Genomic DNA, 17,934 nt, shown 5'->3' on the forward strand with positions numbered 1-17,934 from the left:
AAGTGAGGATTTATGGAGCCAAAACTCAGCGACACTAATGTTTCTTACCATCTGCCTGACGAACCGTCTCTGACGCCGTTCGGCGAGCAGAAGTCCGACATTCCGAAAATTGTGCCGGCTGATTTTAAGGCTCCTCCGCGTGTGGTTCCCAAGCAGGAAGCAGGCGCGGTAAAGCCTGCGGCGGCAAACCCCGCTCCGGCACCCGCTGCGCCTCAGGCTGCGGCGCAGCAAAGCGCGGCGCCGTCGAACACGTCCGGAACAACCTACAGCGCAAACGATCCTCGAGCCCTCATGGCTTCGCTCTCTAAAGACATTTCCGAGCTTTCTCAGCCGCGTAAAAAGGAAGAGGCGCCCGTCACTCCGAGCGAACCGGAAATCGGCGTTAAAGGAGCCGACGGCATCATGTATCCGCCGGAAGATGATCTTGGAGACCCCGAGGTTCCGCCCTCTTCCTCCGGTTTCTTCCGCTCTGTCATGCTGCTGATCTGTCTGTGCTGCGTCATTGTGGCCGCTTGGCAGGTCACACTTTTCCTTCAGCCGGAAATTCTTCAGAAAGAACCGTTCAACTCCATTTCGGAAAAGAGCTGCGACTATCTGTACTGTCCGCCTCTGAGAACGCCGGTTATTCTCAAAAGCGGCGTGGATGCTGAAGGCCCCAACAAGTGGATGCTTTCGATGCAGATTCAGAATCAGGACATGCGCTCACAGAAACTTCCGAACCTGCAGCTAACGCTCGAAGGTACGGACGGCGCAAAGACACAGAAGATTTTTGAACCGAGAGAATATAAAGTCGTTTCCGGAGAGAAAGCCATTAAGGGCGGCGGCACTATCGAAATTCAGGTACCGTTTGACTACACGGAAAGCAGACCGAAGTCTTTCAGAGTCAAAGTGTTGGAAGATTAAACATGGTGCAGAGCTACGCTCTTCACTAAAAGCCAGACCTCAGAGCCCTTCCGGATTGATAAGTCCTGAAGGGCTTTTCTTGTGAGCTTGGCGACGATCGTCTGACCCGAACATAAAACCTGAATCAAAGCGCCTGAGCCGTCAGCAAGATCGGTCAAAGCGGACACAGTGCCTTTGAGTCGGTTCTGCACCGACAGATGTGCGGGATTTTCCAGCGAGACCACAATGTCCTTTGCGGGGATCGTCATCGAAATCTTATCGCCGACCTTCAGGCCGTCAGCGCTGACCCAAAGCATGAGATCGCCTGAGCGCACCGCGGCAAGATTCCACTGTTCATCGATCGAATCCACAGCGCCTCTCAGAAGCGCGCCGGAATCTTCTCCGACTTTCACTGGAATATCAATGTTGGTCAGAACCGACTGTAGCTCTCCCGAGGATTTGATTTTGCCCTGCTCCATCACAACCAGATGATCGGCCAGACGCATAACCTCTTCGGCCGAATGCGTCACATAAAGCATCGGGATATTAAGACTCTCGCGAAGTCGCTCCAGCCAGGGAAGAATTTCATTTTTTCGTTTGAAATCGAGCGCCGCCAACGGTTCATCAAACAGCATAATTGCGGGCTCTGTCGCAACGGCGCGTGCAATCGCGGCGCGCTGTCTTTCGCCGCCTGAAAGCTCCGCAGGACGGCGATTCATGAGGTGACCGATTCCAAGCAGATCGATGGCTTCGTCCATTCGCCTGCGCGCATTCTCGCTCTTTGAGCGGCGCACGGCGAACTCGATATTCTGCTTTGCGGTCAAATGAGGAAAAAGGGATGCCTCCTGAAAGACGTACCCAAGCGGCCTGTCCCATGTCGGCAAAAAGATAGTGCACGCATCATCCTGCCAAAGCTGTCCGCTGATCCGAACTTGCCCGAGGGCTCTCTCCAGTCCGGCAACGCACCGCAGCACCGTTGTTTTGCCGGACCCCGACTCTCCGAATAGGACCGTGATTCCTTTGTTCGGAAAGCTGAAAGAACAATCCAGCTCGAAACCGTCTGCACGCTTGAGAAGTAAAGATGCGCTACAATTTTCCGTCATGGCATTACACGCTCATTTTTGCGATTCAGAAGTGTCAGCCCGAGCAGTACGATAAAGCTGAAAGCTACCATCCCACCGGCAAGCCAATGCGCTTTCCCGTACTCCATAGCCTCGACGTAACTATAGATCTCGGTTGACACGACCTGAGTCTTTCCGGGAACATTCCCGCCGATCATTAGAACCACCCCAAATTCGCCGATCGTATGAGCAAATGTCAGAAGCGCTGCCGTCACAAAACCCGGACGCGCCAACGGTACGACAACATTCCAAAAGGCATCCCATGGACGAGCGCCTAATGTCGCCGCCACTTCCAGCGGCCTTTTTCCGATCGACTCAAACGCAGCCTGCAGCGGCTGGACGGCAAAAGGCATTGAGTAAACAATGCTGCCGATCACAAGTCCCGGAAAAGTAAACGTCAGAATGCCGATACCGAGCGCTTCCGTTAGCTTTCCCAAGGGACCGTGCGGTCCGAGTGCGACCAAAAGGTAAAAACCTAAAACACTAGGCGGTAATACAAGCGGAAGCGTCACAATCGAACTGACTGGCGCACGCCACTTTGAATTTGTGTGCGAGAGCCACCAGGCAACCGGCGTCGCGACAGCGATTAAAAATACCGTCGTGATCAGTGCGAGCTTGAGCGTCAGCCAGATCGGGAGAAGTTCTTCCGCTGTAAACATAATTACTGTTAATTATTCAAGACCGTAGCCATAGGAAAGGATAATGTCCCTGACCTTCGGGCTGGTTTCCATAAATTTCATAAACGCAGCAACATCCTTGTTGTCTTTGCCGAGATTCAGCACCACGACGTCCTGTCGAATCGGCGAATACAGATCCGAAGGCATAACCCAGCCGGAACCGGATGTCATCTTACCGCCTTTATACACCTGAGAAAGGGCAACAAAGCCGACTTCAGCATTGCTTGTCTTAGCAAACTGATAAGTCTTGCCGATATTGTCACCGGTCACAAACTTATTCTTAACCTTATCAAGCATGCCCCACTTCTCAAGCGTCTGATAAGCCGCCTCTCCGTAAGGCGCAAGTTTCGGATTGGCGACCGCAATCTTCTTTACTGCGGGCTCTAAAAGAAAGTCCTTGCTTTCCTTAACGAAGTCAGGAGTCGCGCTCCACAGCACTAACTTTCCGTACGCGTAAGGTCTAGCGCTGCCCTTAACACCTAGGCCTTCGTCTTCGATTTTCTTAGGCGTTTTAGCATCCGCGGCAAATAGGATCTGATAAGGCGCTCCGTTTTTAATCTGCGCAAAAAACTGACCGGTCCCGCCGAAAGAAGCAAGAACTTTATTTCCGGTTTCCTTTTCGTATACAGCGGCAATATCTTTCATCGGAGCGGTGAAATTTGCAGCAACTGCGACATTGATGTCTGCAGCCTGCGCTGATCCGCAGAAGATGAGCGCAGAAAGGGAGGCAAGTGCAAAAGTTTTCATAAAAGGATTTAAAATGTGGAATTAACTATGTCGTTATTCTAATCTGGAATAGCAAAAGAAAACAACTCTTTCAACTTCAAATATGACGCTCAATATTTCGAACGCTTTATCTCAGAATGTTGTCGACAAGCGCGTAGACGTGCTTCGCAAAATTAAGCAGTGCGGGAGCATTTCGGAAGCCGCCCGCAGTGCCGGTATCAGCTATAAGGCCGCTTGGCAGGCTATTGAAAATATGTCCGCGCTTGCGGGTGTTCCACTCGTTGAAAAAATCGTCGGCGGATCTTCCGGGGGCGGCGCACGCCTGACGGAAGCCGGAGAATCCGTTCTTGAAGCCGCTGCCGCTCTGAGCAAACTCAGAGATCAGCTCATTATCGATATTGAAAACAAAGGCAGCAGCGGACTTGCGGCGCTTGCCGCAAACACTCTGAAAATGAGTATCCGCAACATCATTCCCTGTGTTGTGGAAGATATGCACGGCGGAATGTCGATGACCAAGGTAAAACTCAAAATCTGCGAAGGAGAATACCTGCGGTCGAGCATCACGATAGAAAGCCGGGAACTGCTGGACCTTAAGACCGGGGACAAAATCTTAGCTTTATTTAAGGCCTCCGGCGCAACGATTAATTTGGACCCGGAAGCGGAACCCAAAAGCTGCTGCCTGAAAGGTCAAGTGGTACGACTTCCTCCCAAAGAAAAAGGAGGCGAAGTGACAATCCGCCTTCCCAATGGGTTTAATGTCGTTGGTTTTGCTCATAAATCCAATGGGTTATCTGTTGGTTCAGACGCCTACGCCCATATCCCCGAGCAAGCTGTTGTGCTCGCACTTTTTGGGTAATACGTCTTCATGACTCCTTTAATTCTTCAAAAAATTATCAGGGAAAATTCTAAGAAATAATCAAAGCGCCATACTTGTTTGTATAATCCTTAAAATAATATTATGAGGTTACGATCAGATACACCTCATCTGCTCGTCCTCACAACCGCTGTAAAGAGCGCTAAAAACTGCTCTATAGAACAAAGGAGTTGATCATATGTCTCAGGCCAGTAAATGGGGAACCTTTTGGCTTCTCGTCATTGGTGTCGTTGTCGGTATTCTTCTTACCGCCGCCACCGTCGGTGTCGTCCAGTGGGCGGGCACTGACAAGTTCTGCACCGGCTGGTGCCACTCTATGGACGGCGTAACTTACGCCTGGAAACAGGGCCAGCACGCCCGTACTCCCTCCGGCTATACCGCCGGCTGCTCCGACTGCCACCTGCTTAACGAAACCAACCGTCCGCTGACCCCGGTTGCCTACGTTGAACTGCTTTTCGCAAAAGCTAAAGCCGGTTCCATTTCCGGTTTCGGCGAACTTCGCGGCACTCTCAACACACCTCAGATGTGGCTCGAAAAACGTGCTGAACTCTCCAAGAGAGTGGTCGACACAATGACCGGCAACAACTTCAGAAACTGCCGCGGCTGCCACAATCTTGCTGAAATGTATGACGCTAAGAAACCGATGGTTGCTGCAATGCACAAGGGCTTCATTGACAAACCCACCAACTGCGTCATGTGCCATAAGATCGCCGGCCATAACTACAAGCAGGCTGATGAAATTATCAAAGAAACCGGCAAATGGCCTGATCCTGCTAAAGCTTGGGAAACCGCTGAAGCTAAGAAATAATTAGGTCCCTAATCAAAAAACGGAGCGCGCAAGCTCCGTTTTTTGTTTGCATGAATTCTTCGCCGACAAAAAAAGCCCGCAGAGCGAATCTTGCGGGCTGATTTTTATGCGATGACTTAATTAGTCTTTCTTGGAACGATTGGCAAAGAAGATGTCCTTCTGAATCGTTTCTGTCGCGAGCGTGAAGACCTGGTTGGTCAGTTTTTCACACAGAGCTTCTGTTTCGGCAAGCATTTCAAGGTTGACCTTCTGCAGCAGAGCTGTCGCAGCCTCTTTGTCTGTCTTAACAAGAGCCATGTATTCTTCTTCCAGCTTGGCCTGTTTGGCGCTGAGCGCCTGTTCCTGTTCGGCAAACGCCTTCTTAACGAGCGGCGCATAAACTTCATAGTTCGTCATAACGAGTGTCTGAAGTTTGCGGAACTTCCAGTAAACAGAAGCGCTATCAGCCTGATCCGTACCGATCTGATAGTGTTCCGGAACAGATTCGAGACCCTGATAGAACGGCATGAAGCAGGAGAGATCAGCCATACCGAAAGCGATATAGATCACATCGCCGATCGCATGCGGCATCCAAGGACGAACCTGAACCACATGCGCTTCGTATGTACGGAAAACGCTGACCGGACGCCACGGTTCTTTACCGTTAAGGCCATTTGAATACGGATCGTGTTCGGAACCGTCAAAATGGTCTCTCATCACGCGCTTAGCGTCTTCAACGCTGAGTTTGCGTTCCGGCTTCATAAAGACTGCAAATTCTCTGCCGTCATCAACCGGCTGAATCACAGACGGATTAAAGAGCTTCTGAATCTGCCAGACGCGCGGGTCATTGTAAATACGGTCGCGCTCGTCATTGCGGGTGTAAGCGGCTGCAAAATCAAAGGGACCTTTGGCCGGATCATAGAAACCGTTCTTTTCAGCGAACTCAACCAATGTCGGGCTTGCGAGCTGATCCTGAGCTTCGGGATCATAGAAGCGCAGACGGCCCTGATTGCCGGAAGCAAAGTAAACATCATCAGGGATGCGCTGAGCAAACCACTGATGGCCAGTACCGGTTTCGAGATACCAGATTTCTTTGTCGTCGCAGAAGCCGACACCGAAGCCTTCGCCGGCGCCGTGAGTTTCGATAATCTTGCCGAGGAGCTCTACGCCTTCCTTAGCGGTCTTGGCGCGAGGAAGAATGATATCGATGATGTCATCTTCGGTAATGCCGGACTCTTTGTTGTACGGGTCGATCGCGAGCGCATCGTCACGCGCAAAAATCGACTCAGTTCCCGTAACGGCAAGACCGACTTCGTTAAAGCCGACAGCGCCGTGCAGTTTGGTCTGCCAGTTCGGAACGGAGGTGTAGCGCATCGCGTGAGCGGGCTGCGGGTAAACAAAATCCGTTGCGCCATTATGATCCTTTGTGCGATACATTTCGCCGGCGGCATAATCCTTGGCCGGGTGAATAAGAAACAGCTGGGCCTTAAGGGCGGAGCTGTCCGCGCTGCGGGCCATGATGAATGAACCGTCTGCAGAACATTTGCCGCCAACAATAAAAGTAGTACACATATTCGGATCCTCTTTAAAAAAGTTCACGACATTCTAAAGCCGAGGACCGTTTGAGGGAATACTCAAACTCACTGCTTATATAACAAAAGTGTGAAGATTTTCGACAAATAAAATATTCTCCGCTAAACACTCCGTCCTGGCTTCAGAAACAAATTATTTTGCGGTCTCCTTCGTTGACTGAGCTTTCCTCAGTTTGGATTCCTCTTTAGAAGCGGAGCTCCCACTCGTTTCCACTTTAGTGATACTCATCTGGCAGCAGCACTTCTTTTCGGGTGCAATGAAAATTTTTTTGAATAGAGATTTCAAATCCGACATAACTAATTAACCTAATAGCTGATTGAAAATAAAGCCTGTGGTGCAGGCAACAATAAAAACCGATAACAGAAAGGCGGTAAGCATCTTTTTCGTAAAGATCGAACTCAGTAATGAGACTTCCGGGATACTGGCTCCTCCGCCTCCGATCATCAATGAGATTAAAACACCCGGACCTAAACCGCAGCTTTGAAGAATGGTCGCCGCCGGAATAATTGTTTCGGTCCTTAGGTAAAGAGGAATACCAACGACAGCTGCAACGGGAATACTTAGCCAGCCGGGGATCGAAGAAAGTTTTTGAACCACGGAAACCGGAAGTACTCCGTGTATGACGCTTCCAATGGCAGCGCCAAATAGAAGATACGGAAATACTTTTCTAAGCAAAAGCAAAGAACCAATCAGAGAATTTCGAAGAGCAGTACGGATTTTCTCTCCGGTCGTTCCGCTTAACTCTGCCCAACTGAGAGACTCCTCACTTCCGCCCGTAATATTCACGTCATAGACTTCCTTTTCAAAACCAAGACGCTCCAAGAGAAGACCAAAGAAAACCGCAAAGAAGAAGGTGCACAAGCCATAGAGCACCGCAACCCTAGCTCCGAAGAAAACTCCCATAAGTGTAAGGATCGCAGGATTCAAAATGGGAGAAGAAATAAGAAAGGCTACCGAAGTTGAAAACGGCACTTTTGATTTGATAAAACCCACAAACAATGGGATCGTAGAACATGAACAAAAAGGCGTGACTGCCCCGACAAGAGCTCCGCAAGCCGCCGAAAGCAGTTTGTTTTTCCCTGCATACTGAAAGAGTCTGCTTCTGGGATTTATGAAGTATCTGCCAAGTCCGACTAAAAAGGAAATTGCAAAAAAAAGACCGACAAGCTCAGCGGTCAGCTTTAAAAAGTACAGCAAATAAGACAACATAGATGATACAAATTGCGTTTATGCGTTATCTATACGCATAATTAAACAGGTTTCCTCAGTACAGACTTCAGAGTTTTTTTGTGATTCGGCTCATTGAGATAAAGTTTTTTGAACACTGCAGGAAGCTTTTCAGGCAAGACATTTCAGCAGAGTAAATAATGGAATTGGATTTTTTCTCTGACTTAACAATCTGGGCCTCTTTCAGCACAGCCAAATGACGTGAAACAGTCGGCATTTCCAATTGAACTAAGACGGCAAGCTCCGTTACAGTTTTTGGTCCTTCAAGCAAAGCTTCAGCCATCATTAACCGTGCAGGGTGACCAATGGCCTTAAATATCTTTGCCTGCCCCTCGTATATTTCAGGAAATTTTGCCATATTTTTTTGCCTCCAAATTACCCCATTCAAAAAAGAACTTTCCTAACTCTTTATAAAATTTATGTGTTGTCTCTTCCGTTAGAAGGCTAGACCATTTTAGGATGAAATTACTCAGGAATTTTTCAAAGAATTCCTGCTTTTCTTCTTCGTCTAATAATTCATACACTTCAAGAACGGGAACAATATGCTCCGGAAGTTCTCTGACATCCTCTTCTATCTCAAATCCCTTGCTCTGCAAATAAGATAAGTAGTCCTCGAGAACATTACTGCCCAGTTCGTTCTTCCAGCACGTTAAGTAGTTTCTTGCCAGCGGCTGCCCGGGACTGAGAAATAATCTGGTGTACTCCAGCAGCATTTCTTCAAAAGCCTGTTTGTCACGAGTCCCCTGGCTATACAGCGCATCTAGAAGACGTGCTTTTTCGGCCAGCCCATCCTCCAAAGATTCCGCGGCTCTATTAAACACATGTAACTCTCTAATTTCGTCGCTTGGCTCAAACAAGCCAACAAGCACAAGATTCAGCGGTGAAGTTTGCATAATTAAACTTAAATCGGACGGAAGAGGCACAAAGCCTCTTCCGTGTTAAAACATCAAATGCTTATCCTCGCGGAGAATACTGACCCATATAAAAGACCTTCGGAGATGTTCCTTTATCTTCCTTGAGCCTCCAAACCTGACCGGACTTCATTTTCTTTGAAATCACAGAATTCGGATCATCTAAATCACCAAAGACTCTGGCCCCGGCAGGGCAAGCGTCCACACACGCGGGATTTAATCCGTTAGATGTGCGGTGGTAGCAGAAGTTGCATTTTTCCACAACGCCCTCTTTTCTCTGCGTAGCGGAATCACCGGCTTTAAACAAATTGGCATAGGCAGGAAGCGCCCCTGCTTTGCGAGCGAGTTCCTGAGCTCCGCCTGTGACACCCTCAATTAGAGTAGGCCTGGTCGAAGCATCTCCTCTCGGATCAACCCCCTTTGGATTAAAACTAATCACCGAATAGGATTTCCCGTCGAGACTTTCTACTCCCAATTCCGCTGCCGAGTAGGGACAGGCATTCTGACAAAGACGACAGCCGATACAGGCTTCATCATTGTGGAGAACGACTCCCTCGGGGCTGATAAACATCGCGCCCGTCGGACAAACCTTTACACACTGCGGATTTTCACAGTGGTTGCACAGCACAGGAATAACTGCCTGAGTAGTATTTGGGAAAGCTCCTTTGGTTTCCTGAAGGAAATCGGCCCAGTTGAAACTCTGACCTTCTCCTCTTGTTCGGGTGTTGTTTTCCGCTTTGCATGCGAGCGCACACGCCCCGCAGGAAGAGCATAAATTCAAATCAATGATCATTCCAAATTTCATTTTTCTCTCCCTGGTTAGATGATTTTGGAAACTTTCTTAATGCTGACTCTTGTAAAACCACCGTTTCTGCACGAGGTTCCGGACAATCTATCGTAGTCATCAATAAGAATCTCATTGTTGTTTCCGCCGCGAGGAACTTTTCCATATTCTTTCGCCGCCACCTGACCGTATGCCCAGTGACCCTGTCCGTAGGCTTTGGCAACCGTTCCCGGCCCTACTCCTTCCCAGACCTTAATCTCTGTAACAATGGTGCCCGCCGGCGACGTAATTTCGACAAGATCATTGTCCTTTAAGCCGAGAGTCTTAGCGTCCGCAGGATTGATCTTCAACACATCTCCCCATGAGCGATCACCAGCGTCGCATTTTTTGAATTCCTGCATCCAAGGAAGGTTCGCAGAACGTCCTTCACGATTTAAGCGGCTCTTGTGATCGATAAACAGGAACGGGAACTGTGCTGCGTCGCCGTGACGCAGAGGTTCTTCATAATGAGGCATCCAGCCTTTAATTCCTCTGGCTGTGTAATGACAGGCTTCAAGGATCTGATCGGGTGTGGAATTGTATTTGGCTGAATGGTCTTCGAGTACTTTTCTTAATGCGCCCGAAACAAATTCAAACTTGCCGCTGGGTGTGGGGAATTTACCGCCCCAATGCTTTTTGTATGCCTGAGGCGCTGAGTTATGCATGCCTTTTTGTCTAAAGTCTTCCCAGCCGTTGATCTGGTCACCGGGGATCGCTTTGGCTCCTTGTTTCCAGCAAGGCGCAGAAGCAATCTTAGTCGTGATTAGCTGGAACTCTTTCTCATTTGTCGGCTTGGCTCCGGTCTCAGGATCCGCAAACTCATTAGCATAGTAGTTCAGCAGAGCCGGCCATCCTTTCTGAACCAACTTCTCAGCCAAGAGCCATGTAACTTCATTCTCTTCCTGTTTAACATCCCAGATTCTGTTGCAGGTCGGCTGCTGTATTGAAGTCCACGCGTGCATTGAGCCGAAGCCGGTCACTGTACCCATTCCCTCAGCCGCATTAAATGTCGACGGCAGAACGATATCTGCAAATTGTGTCATTTCAGAAGGGAACGGAACCATATGAACGAAGAACGGCACATTAGCAAGTGCTTTTTCCCAGCGCTTACCGTCGGCCGCGGCAAACGGCGTGTTCGTCCACGAACTAATCATGATCTTCACAAAGTCAGGATGGCTGAGCATGTAGTTAGCAATGTTGTTCGTAACAACACCGCTTCCGAGTTTTGCCTTCATTGCGGCAGGCATTTCTTTATCCCCGCGGCCGTCGACTTTCTTGCCTTTACCGTGGGATTTAGCCAGTTCATCTACATACTTATCGGCTGACGGATAACTGCCTTTTAAGGATTTGGCCGGATCATGGGTACCGCCGACATTGTCAACGGATCCTAAGATACCGTTCAATGCATGCACGACCATTGCGGTGTAGGTTCCTCTGGGATTCATGCAGACGCCGGGTCCCATCCAGACAATTACATTGGGTGCGGCTTTACCGAGAGTCCTTGCCACTCTCTTAATCTGTTCAGCGTCAAGTCTGCATTCCTTGGCCGCTCTTTCCGGTGTCCAGTCCTTCGCCTCCTCGTTCCAGTATGTGACTAGACCAAGAGTGTTATTTTCCTTAAAAAGAGCGGGATCGACAGTCTTGCCGGAAACAAATAAGTTTTTCCCGTTTTCAAAGTCGCCCACAAATTCTTTATGCCAGAGTCCTTCTGTGAGAAGAACATGCGCAATTGCGTTAGCGAGGGCTCCATCAGTTCCCGGAAGAATCGGAAGCCACTCTTTTGACTTGGCTGCTGCAGTCGAGAGTCTCGGGTCGACTGTGATTAATGTACCGTTTTTCTGGAGAACACCGAGTTTGGAAATGACATTGGGAACCTGACGATTTGAGGAGAAAGGATCAGTACCCCAGAACACCACGCACTTAGTATTTCCGAGATCATAATCTCTATAGGAGAATAACCCTTGTGTATAACCCGGACCCATTTTTTCAGTCTCTGCACAAAGAGCAGAAGTTGAAAAGTTGTTCGGAGAACCGTAAACCTTAGTTAAAGTTCCATAAAGCAGACCGTGAGAAGTATTTCCGTATCTGCCTTTTAGATAAAGCAGTCTTTCGGGTTCACCGCTATTGCGGAGCTCAATCATCTTGTCTGCGACTATGTCAAGAGCCTCATCCCAGGAAATTGGAACCCATTTAGGATCAACTCCACGGCCTTTTTGCGGATTTGTTCTTTTAAGCGGCTGCTTGATACGATCAGGATCGTAGTTTTCCTGAGGAATCAAATGTCCTCGCGGACAGCAAAATCCATGATTACCTTTGGAATTTTGATTGCCGCGTACACGAGTTGCTCTGCCATTTTGGTTAAAGATTTCAATCGCACAATATTGAGTACATCCTTGGCATGTCGTACCAATCCACTTGCCTTGCGAAGGGCTGCAAGGGAGAGGAAGTCTTTTCACGGACAAACCCTGAGCTTTCAGTAACGGCGAAGAAGCTATGAAAGCAGCACTGCCGACAAGCTGCACGAATATTCTTCTTGTAAGTTTCACGAGATGGTCTCCTTGAAGGAAGAAGTTGGGGCGTTTAGCTAATTTGCTACTTAGCTATATTGCTAAATATATCCCATATCATACCTCTTCAATAGAGCGTTTACCCTAATATTTTCTTACTAATTTAAGAAAGATAAACAAAAAGTAATTTTCCTCAAATGTATTTAATTTGTCCTAAACCTGCACTGATCAGACGCAGTAAATTAAAAACCATGAGATAACTTGTTTCTTTGCGCCTCTGCCGGCTTCTTTAACCCAACAATGGAGAGCTCTCAAACAGGATTTACATTACTCACTTCCCATTGAAAAAAAATCGGACGCGCTAAAATTGCAAAATCTTATATAAGAGGAAGCTGATGACAGCCAATACCAACAAAGCCGGGACCGAATCTATCGTCCATTGCGAAGATTACGCCGCTCCCGACCACAATGTGGAATCCATACACCTTACTTTTGATCTGGTACCGAATCAGACGACCGTCACGGCAAGAATGATTGTTATTCCGAAAGACGATCGTAAAAGCGATGATTTCGTCCTCTACCGCGACGATGTCTCGATGACTTACCTAAAAATCGGCGGAAAAGATTCGCTGCCGGGTCAGTACGCCTTTGTCGCAGATAAACTGATTATTCACGACATTTCAGAACCGACCGAAATCGAAATTCAAACCCGCATCAATCCGCGCACCAATCTGCAGCTCTCCGGTCTCTACATGAGCCGCAATAACTACATCACACAGTGCGAGGCCGAAGGTTTCCGAAGAATCATGTACTTCCCGGATCGCCCGGACGTGCTTGCAAAATACCGCGTCGTGATCCATGCGCCGAAAGACTACAAAGCACTGCTCTCAAACGGCAACCTGATGGAGCAAGGCGAGCTTCTCGACGGCAGAAACTATGCGATTTGGGATGACCCGTTCCCCAAACCCTCTTACCTCTTCGCGCTGGTAGCCGGAAATTTCGTCGCGCAGGAAGAAACCATCAAACTCGCAAACGGCAAGGAAGCACTGCTGCAGATCTGGACAGAACCTTCCAATCAGGGCAAAACAGACTTTGCCATGCAGAGCCTTATTAAGGCCATTCGCTGGGACGAAGAACGCTTCGGTCTGAACCTTGACCTCGATCGGTTCATGATTGTCGCCACCGACGACTTCAACATGGGCGCGATGGAAAACAAAGGTCTGAACATCTTTAATTCCAAATGCGTCCTTGCCGACAGCCGTATTGCTACAGACGAAGACTTTGCGCGCATCGAATCCGTAATCGCGCACGAATACTTCCATAATTGGACCGGTGACCGCGTCACATGCCGCGACTGGTTCCAGCTTTCGTTAAAAGAAGGCCTCACGGTTTTCCGCGAGCAGGAATTTGCGGCCGACATGCTCGGCACTCCGTCCGCTCGCGCCGTTAAGCGCATCCAGGACGTCCGTTATCTGCGCACTAACCAATTCCCCGAAGATGCGGGCCCGATGGCACATCCGATTCGCCCGGAATCCTACCGACAAATCGACAACTTCTACACCACCACCGTCTATGAAAAAGGCGCGGAAGTGGTACGCATGTACCAGACGCTTTTCGGCAAAGAGGGCTTTCGACGCGGTCTTCTGGAGTACATCAACCGCTTTGACGGAACCGCCGCCACATGCAGCGACTTCTTAACCGCTATGGAAGAATCCAACGGCGAAGACCTTTCGCAGTTCGAACTGTGGTACTCGCAGGCAGGTACGCCGCGTGTCAGCGTCAGCAGCAAATGGGATGAGAACGAAAAAACTCTGACCCTGACGCTGCATCAAAGCAACCGCTCCTTCCCCGGAAGAGCCGCGCCCAAGCCGCTTCTGATTCCGGTCTCCATCGGTATTCTCGGCGACGACGGCAAGGATATCGAACTGCAGCTGCAGGGCGAAGACAATCCTGACGGAACAACACGCACGCTGCTCTTTGATCAGCAGGAACAGACCTGGGTTTTCGAAAACATCAACAGCCGTCCGATTCTCTCGATCGGCCGCGGATACTCCGCCCCGGTTATTTTTGACATCGAATACACGAAGGATCAGCTCGCGTTCCTCGCGAGAAATGACTCGGATCTCTTCAACCGCGCTGAAGCCTTCGATCGTCTGACACTTTTGATGATCGATCAGTACATTCTGGATCTGCAGAAGAAAGGACCGAACCAGGGCCGCGACCATATTCCGGTCTCGGAAGCCTATCTCTTTACGTTCGAAGATATTCTGAACGATGAGTCACTCTCTCCTGCTTATCGGGCTGAACTGCTGAAATTCCCGGACGAGAACTACATCGCCGAGCATCGCATTCTTATTGAGCCGGCGCTTGTACGTGAAGTCTCTGATCAGATTCGCAAGAAGATCGGCACACGTCTTCGCGCAACGCTGGAAGACAAAGTCCAAAAGATGGCGACGCCCGGCGCCTACCGTCCGAATCCGATCGACGCCGGCAAGCGCGCGCTCAAGCATGTCTGCCTGGGCTATCTTGCCTTTGCGGACAACCCGAAAGCAATTCAGCAGATTCGTGCGCTTTACAAGACCGCCAACAATCTGACCGATCAGCTTGCCGCACTCAAAATTTCTGTCGAAGCCTCGCTTCCGATCGCACAGGAACTTTTGAATATGGCGGAAATCGAATGGCAGAGAGAGCCGCTGCTCATGAACAAGTGGCTCACGCTGCACTCCCGTCTGCGCCACAGCCGCGAACAGAGAACCGTCGTGGAAAAGATTCACGCGCTGACTCTGCACGGCAGCTACCAGCCGAAGAATCCGAACTGCATTTACTCTCTGCTTTACGCCTTCTTCCGCAGCGGCGGCCCCGAGTTCCACCGCCCCGACGGTATGGGCTATCAGCTATGGGTGAACAGCGTCCTCTCAACCGACCAATTCAACCCGCAGGTTGCGGCTCGCCTCGCTCGTGTGCTGGAAAACTGGCGCCGCTACGAACCGTCTCTCTCTCGTATGATGTACAAAGCGCTTCGTTTCGTGAATTCCCACCGCGAACTCTCTCCCGATGTTCGCGAGATCATTGAAAATGCGCTTTACGAGCCCGTTTGATATATATTGTGAGTACTTCCTAGTTAGAGGAGAACATAAATTGTCCAAAACCCTACAGCAGTTCCTTGCGGAACAGTTCTCTGCAGGCAATATCGATCAGCAGCTCAGCGACCTGCTTAACGCGGTCGCCGACCTCAGCAAGAACATTAATGACAAAGTCACGCACGGCGCCCTTGCCGGTGTTCTTGGCTTTGCGGGCACTGACAACGTTCAGGGCGAGCATCAGAAAAAACTCGACATCATCACGAACGAGGTCTTCATCGACGGCGTGGAATGGACCGGCTCCATCGCCGCTATGGCCAGTGAGGAAATGGACCATTCCCTCAGCACGCCGGCTGAATTCCGCCGCGGAAAATATCTGATCATGTTTGATCCGCTTGACGGCTCAAGCAATATTGACATTAACGCGCCGATCGGCTCGATTTTCTCGATCTCCGAGGCCCCCGAAGGCAAAGTTACGGACGAAAGCTTCCTTAAAAAAGGCCGCTCTCAGGTCGCTGCCGGCTATGTCATGTACTCTCCTCAGACCATCCTGACACTCACTGTCGGTCACGGCGTCTATATGTTCACGCTGAACCTCGGAACCGGTCAGTACATCCTGACAAAAGAGAACATTCGCATTCCGGAACAGACTCAGGAATTTGCCATCAATATGTCCAACATGCGTCACTGGGAACCCCCGGTTCAGAAGTATGTCAAGGAACTGCTTGAAGGCGAAACCGGACCGCTTGGAAAGAACTTCAATATGCGCTGGGTTGCGGCGATGGTCGCCGAAGTCCATCGCGTGCTCTGCCGCGGCGGCATCTTCATGTATCCGCGCGACAACCGCGATCCGTCCAAACCCGGCAAACTGCGTCTCATGTATGAAGCCAACCCGATGGCGATGCTGATTGAACAGGCCGGCGGAAGAGCCACAAACGGACATGAAGACATCCTTGATCTGCAGCCGGAAAAGCTTCATCAGCGTGTTGCGGTCTTCCTCGGAAGTAAGGAAGAAGTTGATCGCGTCACAAGCTACCATAAGAACTAAGCGATACTGATTCAGTCACAGCGGGCGGCCTAGGCCGTCCGTTTTTCATCCCGGAAGAGCTGAACCTCAGTGACGCTGAATTGAAGTTAGTATTCACTTCTAAATAAAAAACTGCATTTTCATTTCGTTTCTTACATCAATTTCCGGCGCATAGACCTTGGAACCTATGTACCCGAAATGACCGCTTCTTTTTCAAAATTAATATCTCATCACTGAGTCAATAAACATTTTAAATTCAATACATTACGAATACATTCATTTTAAATATTTTTAGCAAATGTGTTCTTTCGATTCGTAATGTAAATCTTCAAAACATATCCCCTCTCGGTCTTCTTATAATCGACTGATTTAATTGTTAAGAGGTCCGCATGCTCCCACTCGACACGGCGCTGAATGATTTGCTGAATCAGCTTTCTTCAACGCTGCCCGACGCCCCCGGCTTACGGGTTTTCGAATCTTCTTTTGCGCTGAACGACAGCTTTGATGCCCTGACTTGGCTCTCAAGCCAGAGCGCCTATCCGCAGTTTTACTGGCAGCAAAGAAGCGGAAGCGAGGAAGCTGCAGTCCTTGGTAAAGCAGTCGCATTCACTTCGCTTGAAGATGCTCAGAAATTTATTCGTCAGTATCCGGATGAAGACTTACGTGTGTGGGGACTGAATGAATTTGATCCGTCCCGATCAAGCCTGATTCTGCCTCGTCTGGAGTGGAGACGAAACGGAGAAGATGCAGCTTTACGGCTGACGCTTTTCAGCGAAAATTCTCTGCGCTCTGACAGAGAATTCGCTAAGGCTTATATCGCAGCCCTCAAGTGCGCAAAACCTCTGCCGCCGCTTCAATCTAAGATGATCCGTGAGGAGCATCGACCGGATAAAGAAGAATGGTGCCGTTTAATCAAGCTTGCCACCGACACGATCAGTAACGGCAAACTTAATAAAACCGTACTTGCAAGAGCGACCGACCTGCACTTTGAAAAGCCGATCAACCCGGCATCCATGCTGAACGAGAGCAGGAAGCAGAACCTTCACTGCTATCACTTCTACATGGCCTTTGACCCTGACAGCGCCTTTCTCGGTTCTTCCCCGGAAAGACTTTGGCGGCGCGTCGGCAAATCACTGCAAACGGAAGCTTTAGCCGGCACCGCCGCAAACCATAATGATGATCAGGAAGCGCTCAGACTTGGCAGATGGCTCATGTCAGATGATAAGAATCAGCGTGAGAACATGCTGGTAGTCAAAGACATCTGTCAGCGCCTTGAAGCTGAATGCGAAAAGCTCGAGGTCCTGCCGGAGCATATTCTCCGCCTGCGCAAGGTGCAGCATTTGCGCAGACAAATTCAAACATCTCTGCATAAAGCCGATGACACGATATGTCTCTATCAGCTCCAGCCGACTGCGGCTGTGGCGGGGCTGCCGCGAAATGCCGCACGAGAATTCATTGCTGAGTACGAGCCTTTTACCCGTGAATGGTATGCGGGTTCCGCAGGCTACCTCTCCTTAAAGCAAAGCGAATTCTGCGTTTCTCTGAGATCCGCAAAGATCAGCGGCAATGTCGTTCGCCTCTATGCAGGCGCGGGCATTGTTCCGGGGTCGGATCCGGAAGCTGAATGGATCGAAATCAATAACAAGGCTGCGGGTCTCAAAACCCTGCTTCAGCCTGAACACAAGTAAACAATAATCTG

15 protein-coding genes are annotated in these 17,934 nt (G+C 49.6%); 6 read left to right on the top strand and 9 right to left on the bottom strand.

Annotated features, from left to right (window positions below; all coding sequences use genetic code 11):
- The first annotated feature begins 12 nt into the window (after nucleotides 1-12).
- Nucleotides 13-903 (top strand): DUF3426 domain-containing protein, encoded by an 891-nt coding sequence (locus E5987_RS07125; protein WP_160335411.1) that lies wholly within the window; start codon nucleotides 13-15, stop codon nucleotides 901-903.
- Here the strand turns inward: E5987_RS07125 and modC are convergent.
- Genes modC through modA form a run of 3 tightly spaced genes read right to left on the bottom strand, consistent with a single transcriptional unit; the run spans nucleotide 900 to nucleotide 3,427 of the window.
- A complete protein-coding gene (gene modC / locus E5987_RS07130; RefSeq protein WP_160335412.1) occupies nucleotides 900-1,985 on the bottom strand; it encodes a molybdenum ABC transporter ATP-binding protein in 1,086 nt (361 codons plus the stop codon). The genes E5987_RS07125 and modC overlap by 4 nt on opposite strands.
- The gene (gene modB, locus E5987_RS07135; protein ID WP_160335413.1) at nucleotides 1,982-2,662 is read right to left on the bottom strand and encodes a molybdate ABC transporter permease subunit; all 681 of its coding nucleotides are present in this window, start codon (nucleotides 2,660-2,662) and stop codon (nucleotides 1,982-1,984) included. The genes modC and modB overlap by 4 nt, the downstream gene beginning before the upstream one ends.
- A gap of 12 nt (nucleotides 2,663-2,674) precedes the next feature.
- The gene (gene modA / locus E5987_RS07140; RefSeq protein WP_160335414.1) at nucleotides 2,675-3,427 is read right to left on the bottom strand and encodes a molybdate ABC transporter substrate-binding protein; all 753 of its coding nucleotides are present in this window, start codon (nucleotides 3,425-3,427) and stop codon (nucleotides 2,675-2,677) included.
- Nucleotides 3,428-3,509: 82 nt separating this feature from the next.
- On the opposite strand from modA, the gene E5987_RS07145 reads away from it, so the two are divergent.
- Both E5987_RS07145 and E5987_RS07150 read left to right on the top strand, forming a co-directional pair.
- Complete coding sequence (locus tag E5987_RS07145) at nucleotides 3,510-4,262, top strand: LysR family transcriptional regulator (RefSeq protein WP_160335415.1); 753 nt, start codon at nucleotides 3,510-3,512, stop codon at nucleotides 4,260-4,262.
- Between the two features lie 196 nt (nucleotides 4,263-4,458).
- Nucleotides 4,459-5,088, top strand: a complete 630-nt coding sequence (locus E5987_RS07150; protein WP_160335416.1) for a NapC/NirT family cytochrome c — start codon at nucleotides 4,459-4,461, stop codon at nucleotides 5,086-5,088.
- 120 nt (nucleotides 5,089-5,208) lie between these two features.
- Here E5987_RS07150 and E5987_RS07155 read toward each other — a convergent pair whose 3' ends face one another.
- From E5987_RS07155 to E5987_RS07180, 6 genes are all read right to left on the bottom strand, one after another.
- The gene (locus E5987_RS07155) at nucleotides 5,209-6,639 is read right to left on the bottom strand and encodes a C69 family dipeptidase (RefSeq protein WP_160335417.1); all 1,431 of its coding nucleotides are present in this window, start codon (nucleotides 6,637-6,639) and stop codon (nucleotides 5,209-5,211) included.
- 321 nt (nucleotides 6,640-6,960) lie between these two features.
- The gene (locus tag E5987_RS07160) at nucleotides 6,961-7,869 is read right to left on the bottom strand and encodes a permease (protein WP_160335418.1); all 909 of its coding nucleotides are present in this window, start codon (nucleotides 7,867-7,869) and stop codon (nucleotides 6,961-6,963) included.
- Nucleotides 7,870-7,936: 67 nt separating this feature from the next.
- Nucleotides 7,937-8,245: an ArsR/SmtB family transcription factor gene (locus E5987_RS07165; RefSeq protein ID WP_160335419.1), complete on the bottom strand. Its 309-nt coding sequence runs from the start codon at nucleotides 8,243-8,245 to the stop codon at nucleotides 7,937-7,939.
- Nucleotides 8,229-8,810: a molecular chaperone TorD family protein gene (locus E5987_RS07170; protein ID WP_251451937.1), complete on the bottom strand. Its 582-nt coding sequence runs from the start codon at nucleotides 8,808-8,810 to the stop codon at nucleotides 8,229-8,231. Before E5987_RS07170 ends, E5987_RS07165 begins: the two co-directional genes overlap by 17 nt.
- Before the next feature lie 31 nt (nucleotides 8,811-8,841).
- The gene (locus tag E5987_RS07175) at nucleotides 8,842-9,603 is read right to left on the bottom strand and encodes a 4Fe-4S dicluster domain-containing protein (protein WP_160335420.1); all 762 of its coding nucleotides are present in this window, start codon (nucleotides 9,601-9,603) and stop codon (nucleotides 8,842-8,844) included.
- A gap of 14 nt (nucleotides 9,604-9,617) precedes the next feature.
- A complete protein-coding gene (locus E5987_RS07180) occupies nucleotides 9,618-12,167 on the bottom strand; it encodes a molybdopterin-dependent oxidoreductase (protein WP_160335421.1) in 2,550 nt (849 codons plus the stop codon).
- Nucleotides 12,168-12,523: 356 nt separating this feature from the next.
- Here E5987_RS07180 and pepN point away from each other — a divergent pair, with 356 nt between their 5' ends.
- The 3 genes from pepN (at nucleotide 12,524) to menF (ending at nucleotide 17,923) form a co-directional block, all read left to right on the top strand.
- On the top strand, nucleotides 12,524-15,226 hold the full coding sequence (gene pepN / locus E5987_RS07185; RefSeq protein WP_160335422.1) for an aminopeptidase N: 2,703 nt from the start codon (nucleotides 12,524-12,526) through the stop codon (nucleotides 15,224-15,226).
- 40 nt (nucleotides 15,227-15,266) lie between these two features.
- The gene (locus E5987_RS07190; protein WP_160335423.1) at nucleotides 15,267-16,256 is read left to right on the top strand and encodes a class 1 fructose-bisphosphatase; all 990 of its coding nucleotides are present in this window, start codon (nucleotides 15,267-15,269) and stop codon (nucleotides 16,254-16,256) included.
- Nucleotides 16,257-16,624: 368 nt separating this feature from the next.
- Nucleotides 16,625-17,923 carry an isochorismate synthase MenF gene (gene menF, locus E5987_RS07195; protein WP_160335424.1) on the top strand — a complete coding sequence of 433 codons (1,299 nt, stop codon included), beginning with the start codon at nucleotides 16,625-16,627 and terminating at the stop codon, nucleotides 17,921-17,923.
- Nucleotides 17,924-17,934: the final 11 nt, after the last annotated feature.

The organism is Parasutterella muris, from assembly GCF_009767915.1.
GTDB classification, from domain to species: Bacteria; Pseudomonadota; Gammaproteobacteria; order Burkholderiales; family Burkholderiaceae_F; genus Parasutterella; species Parasutterella muris.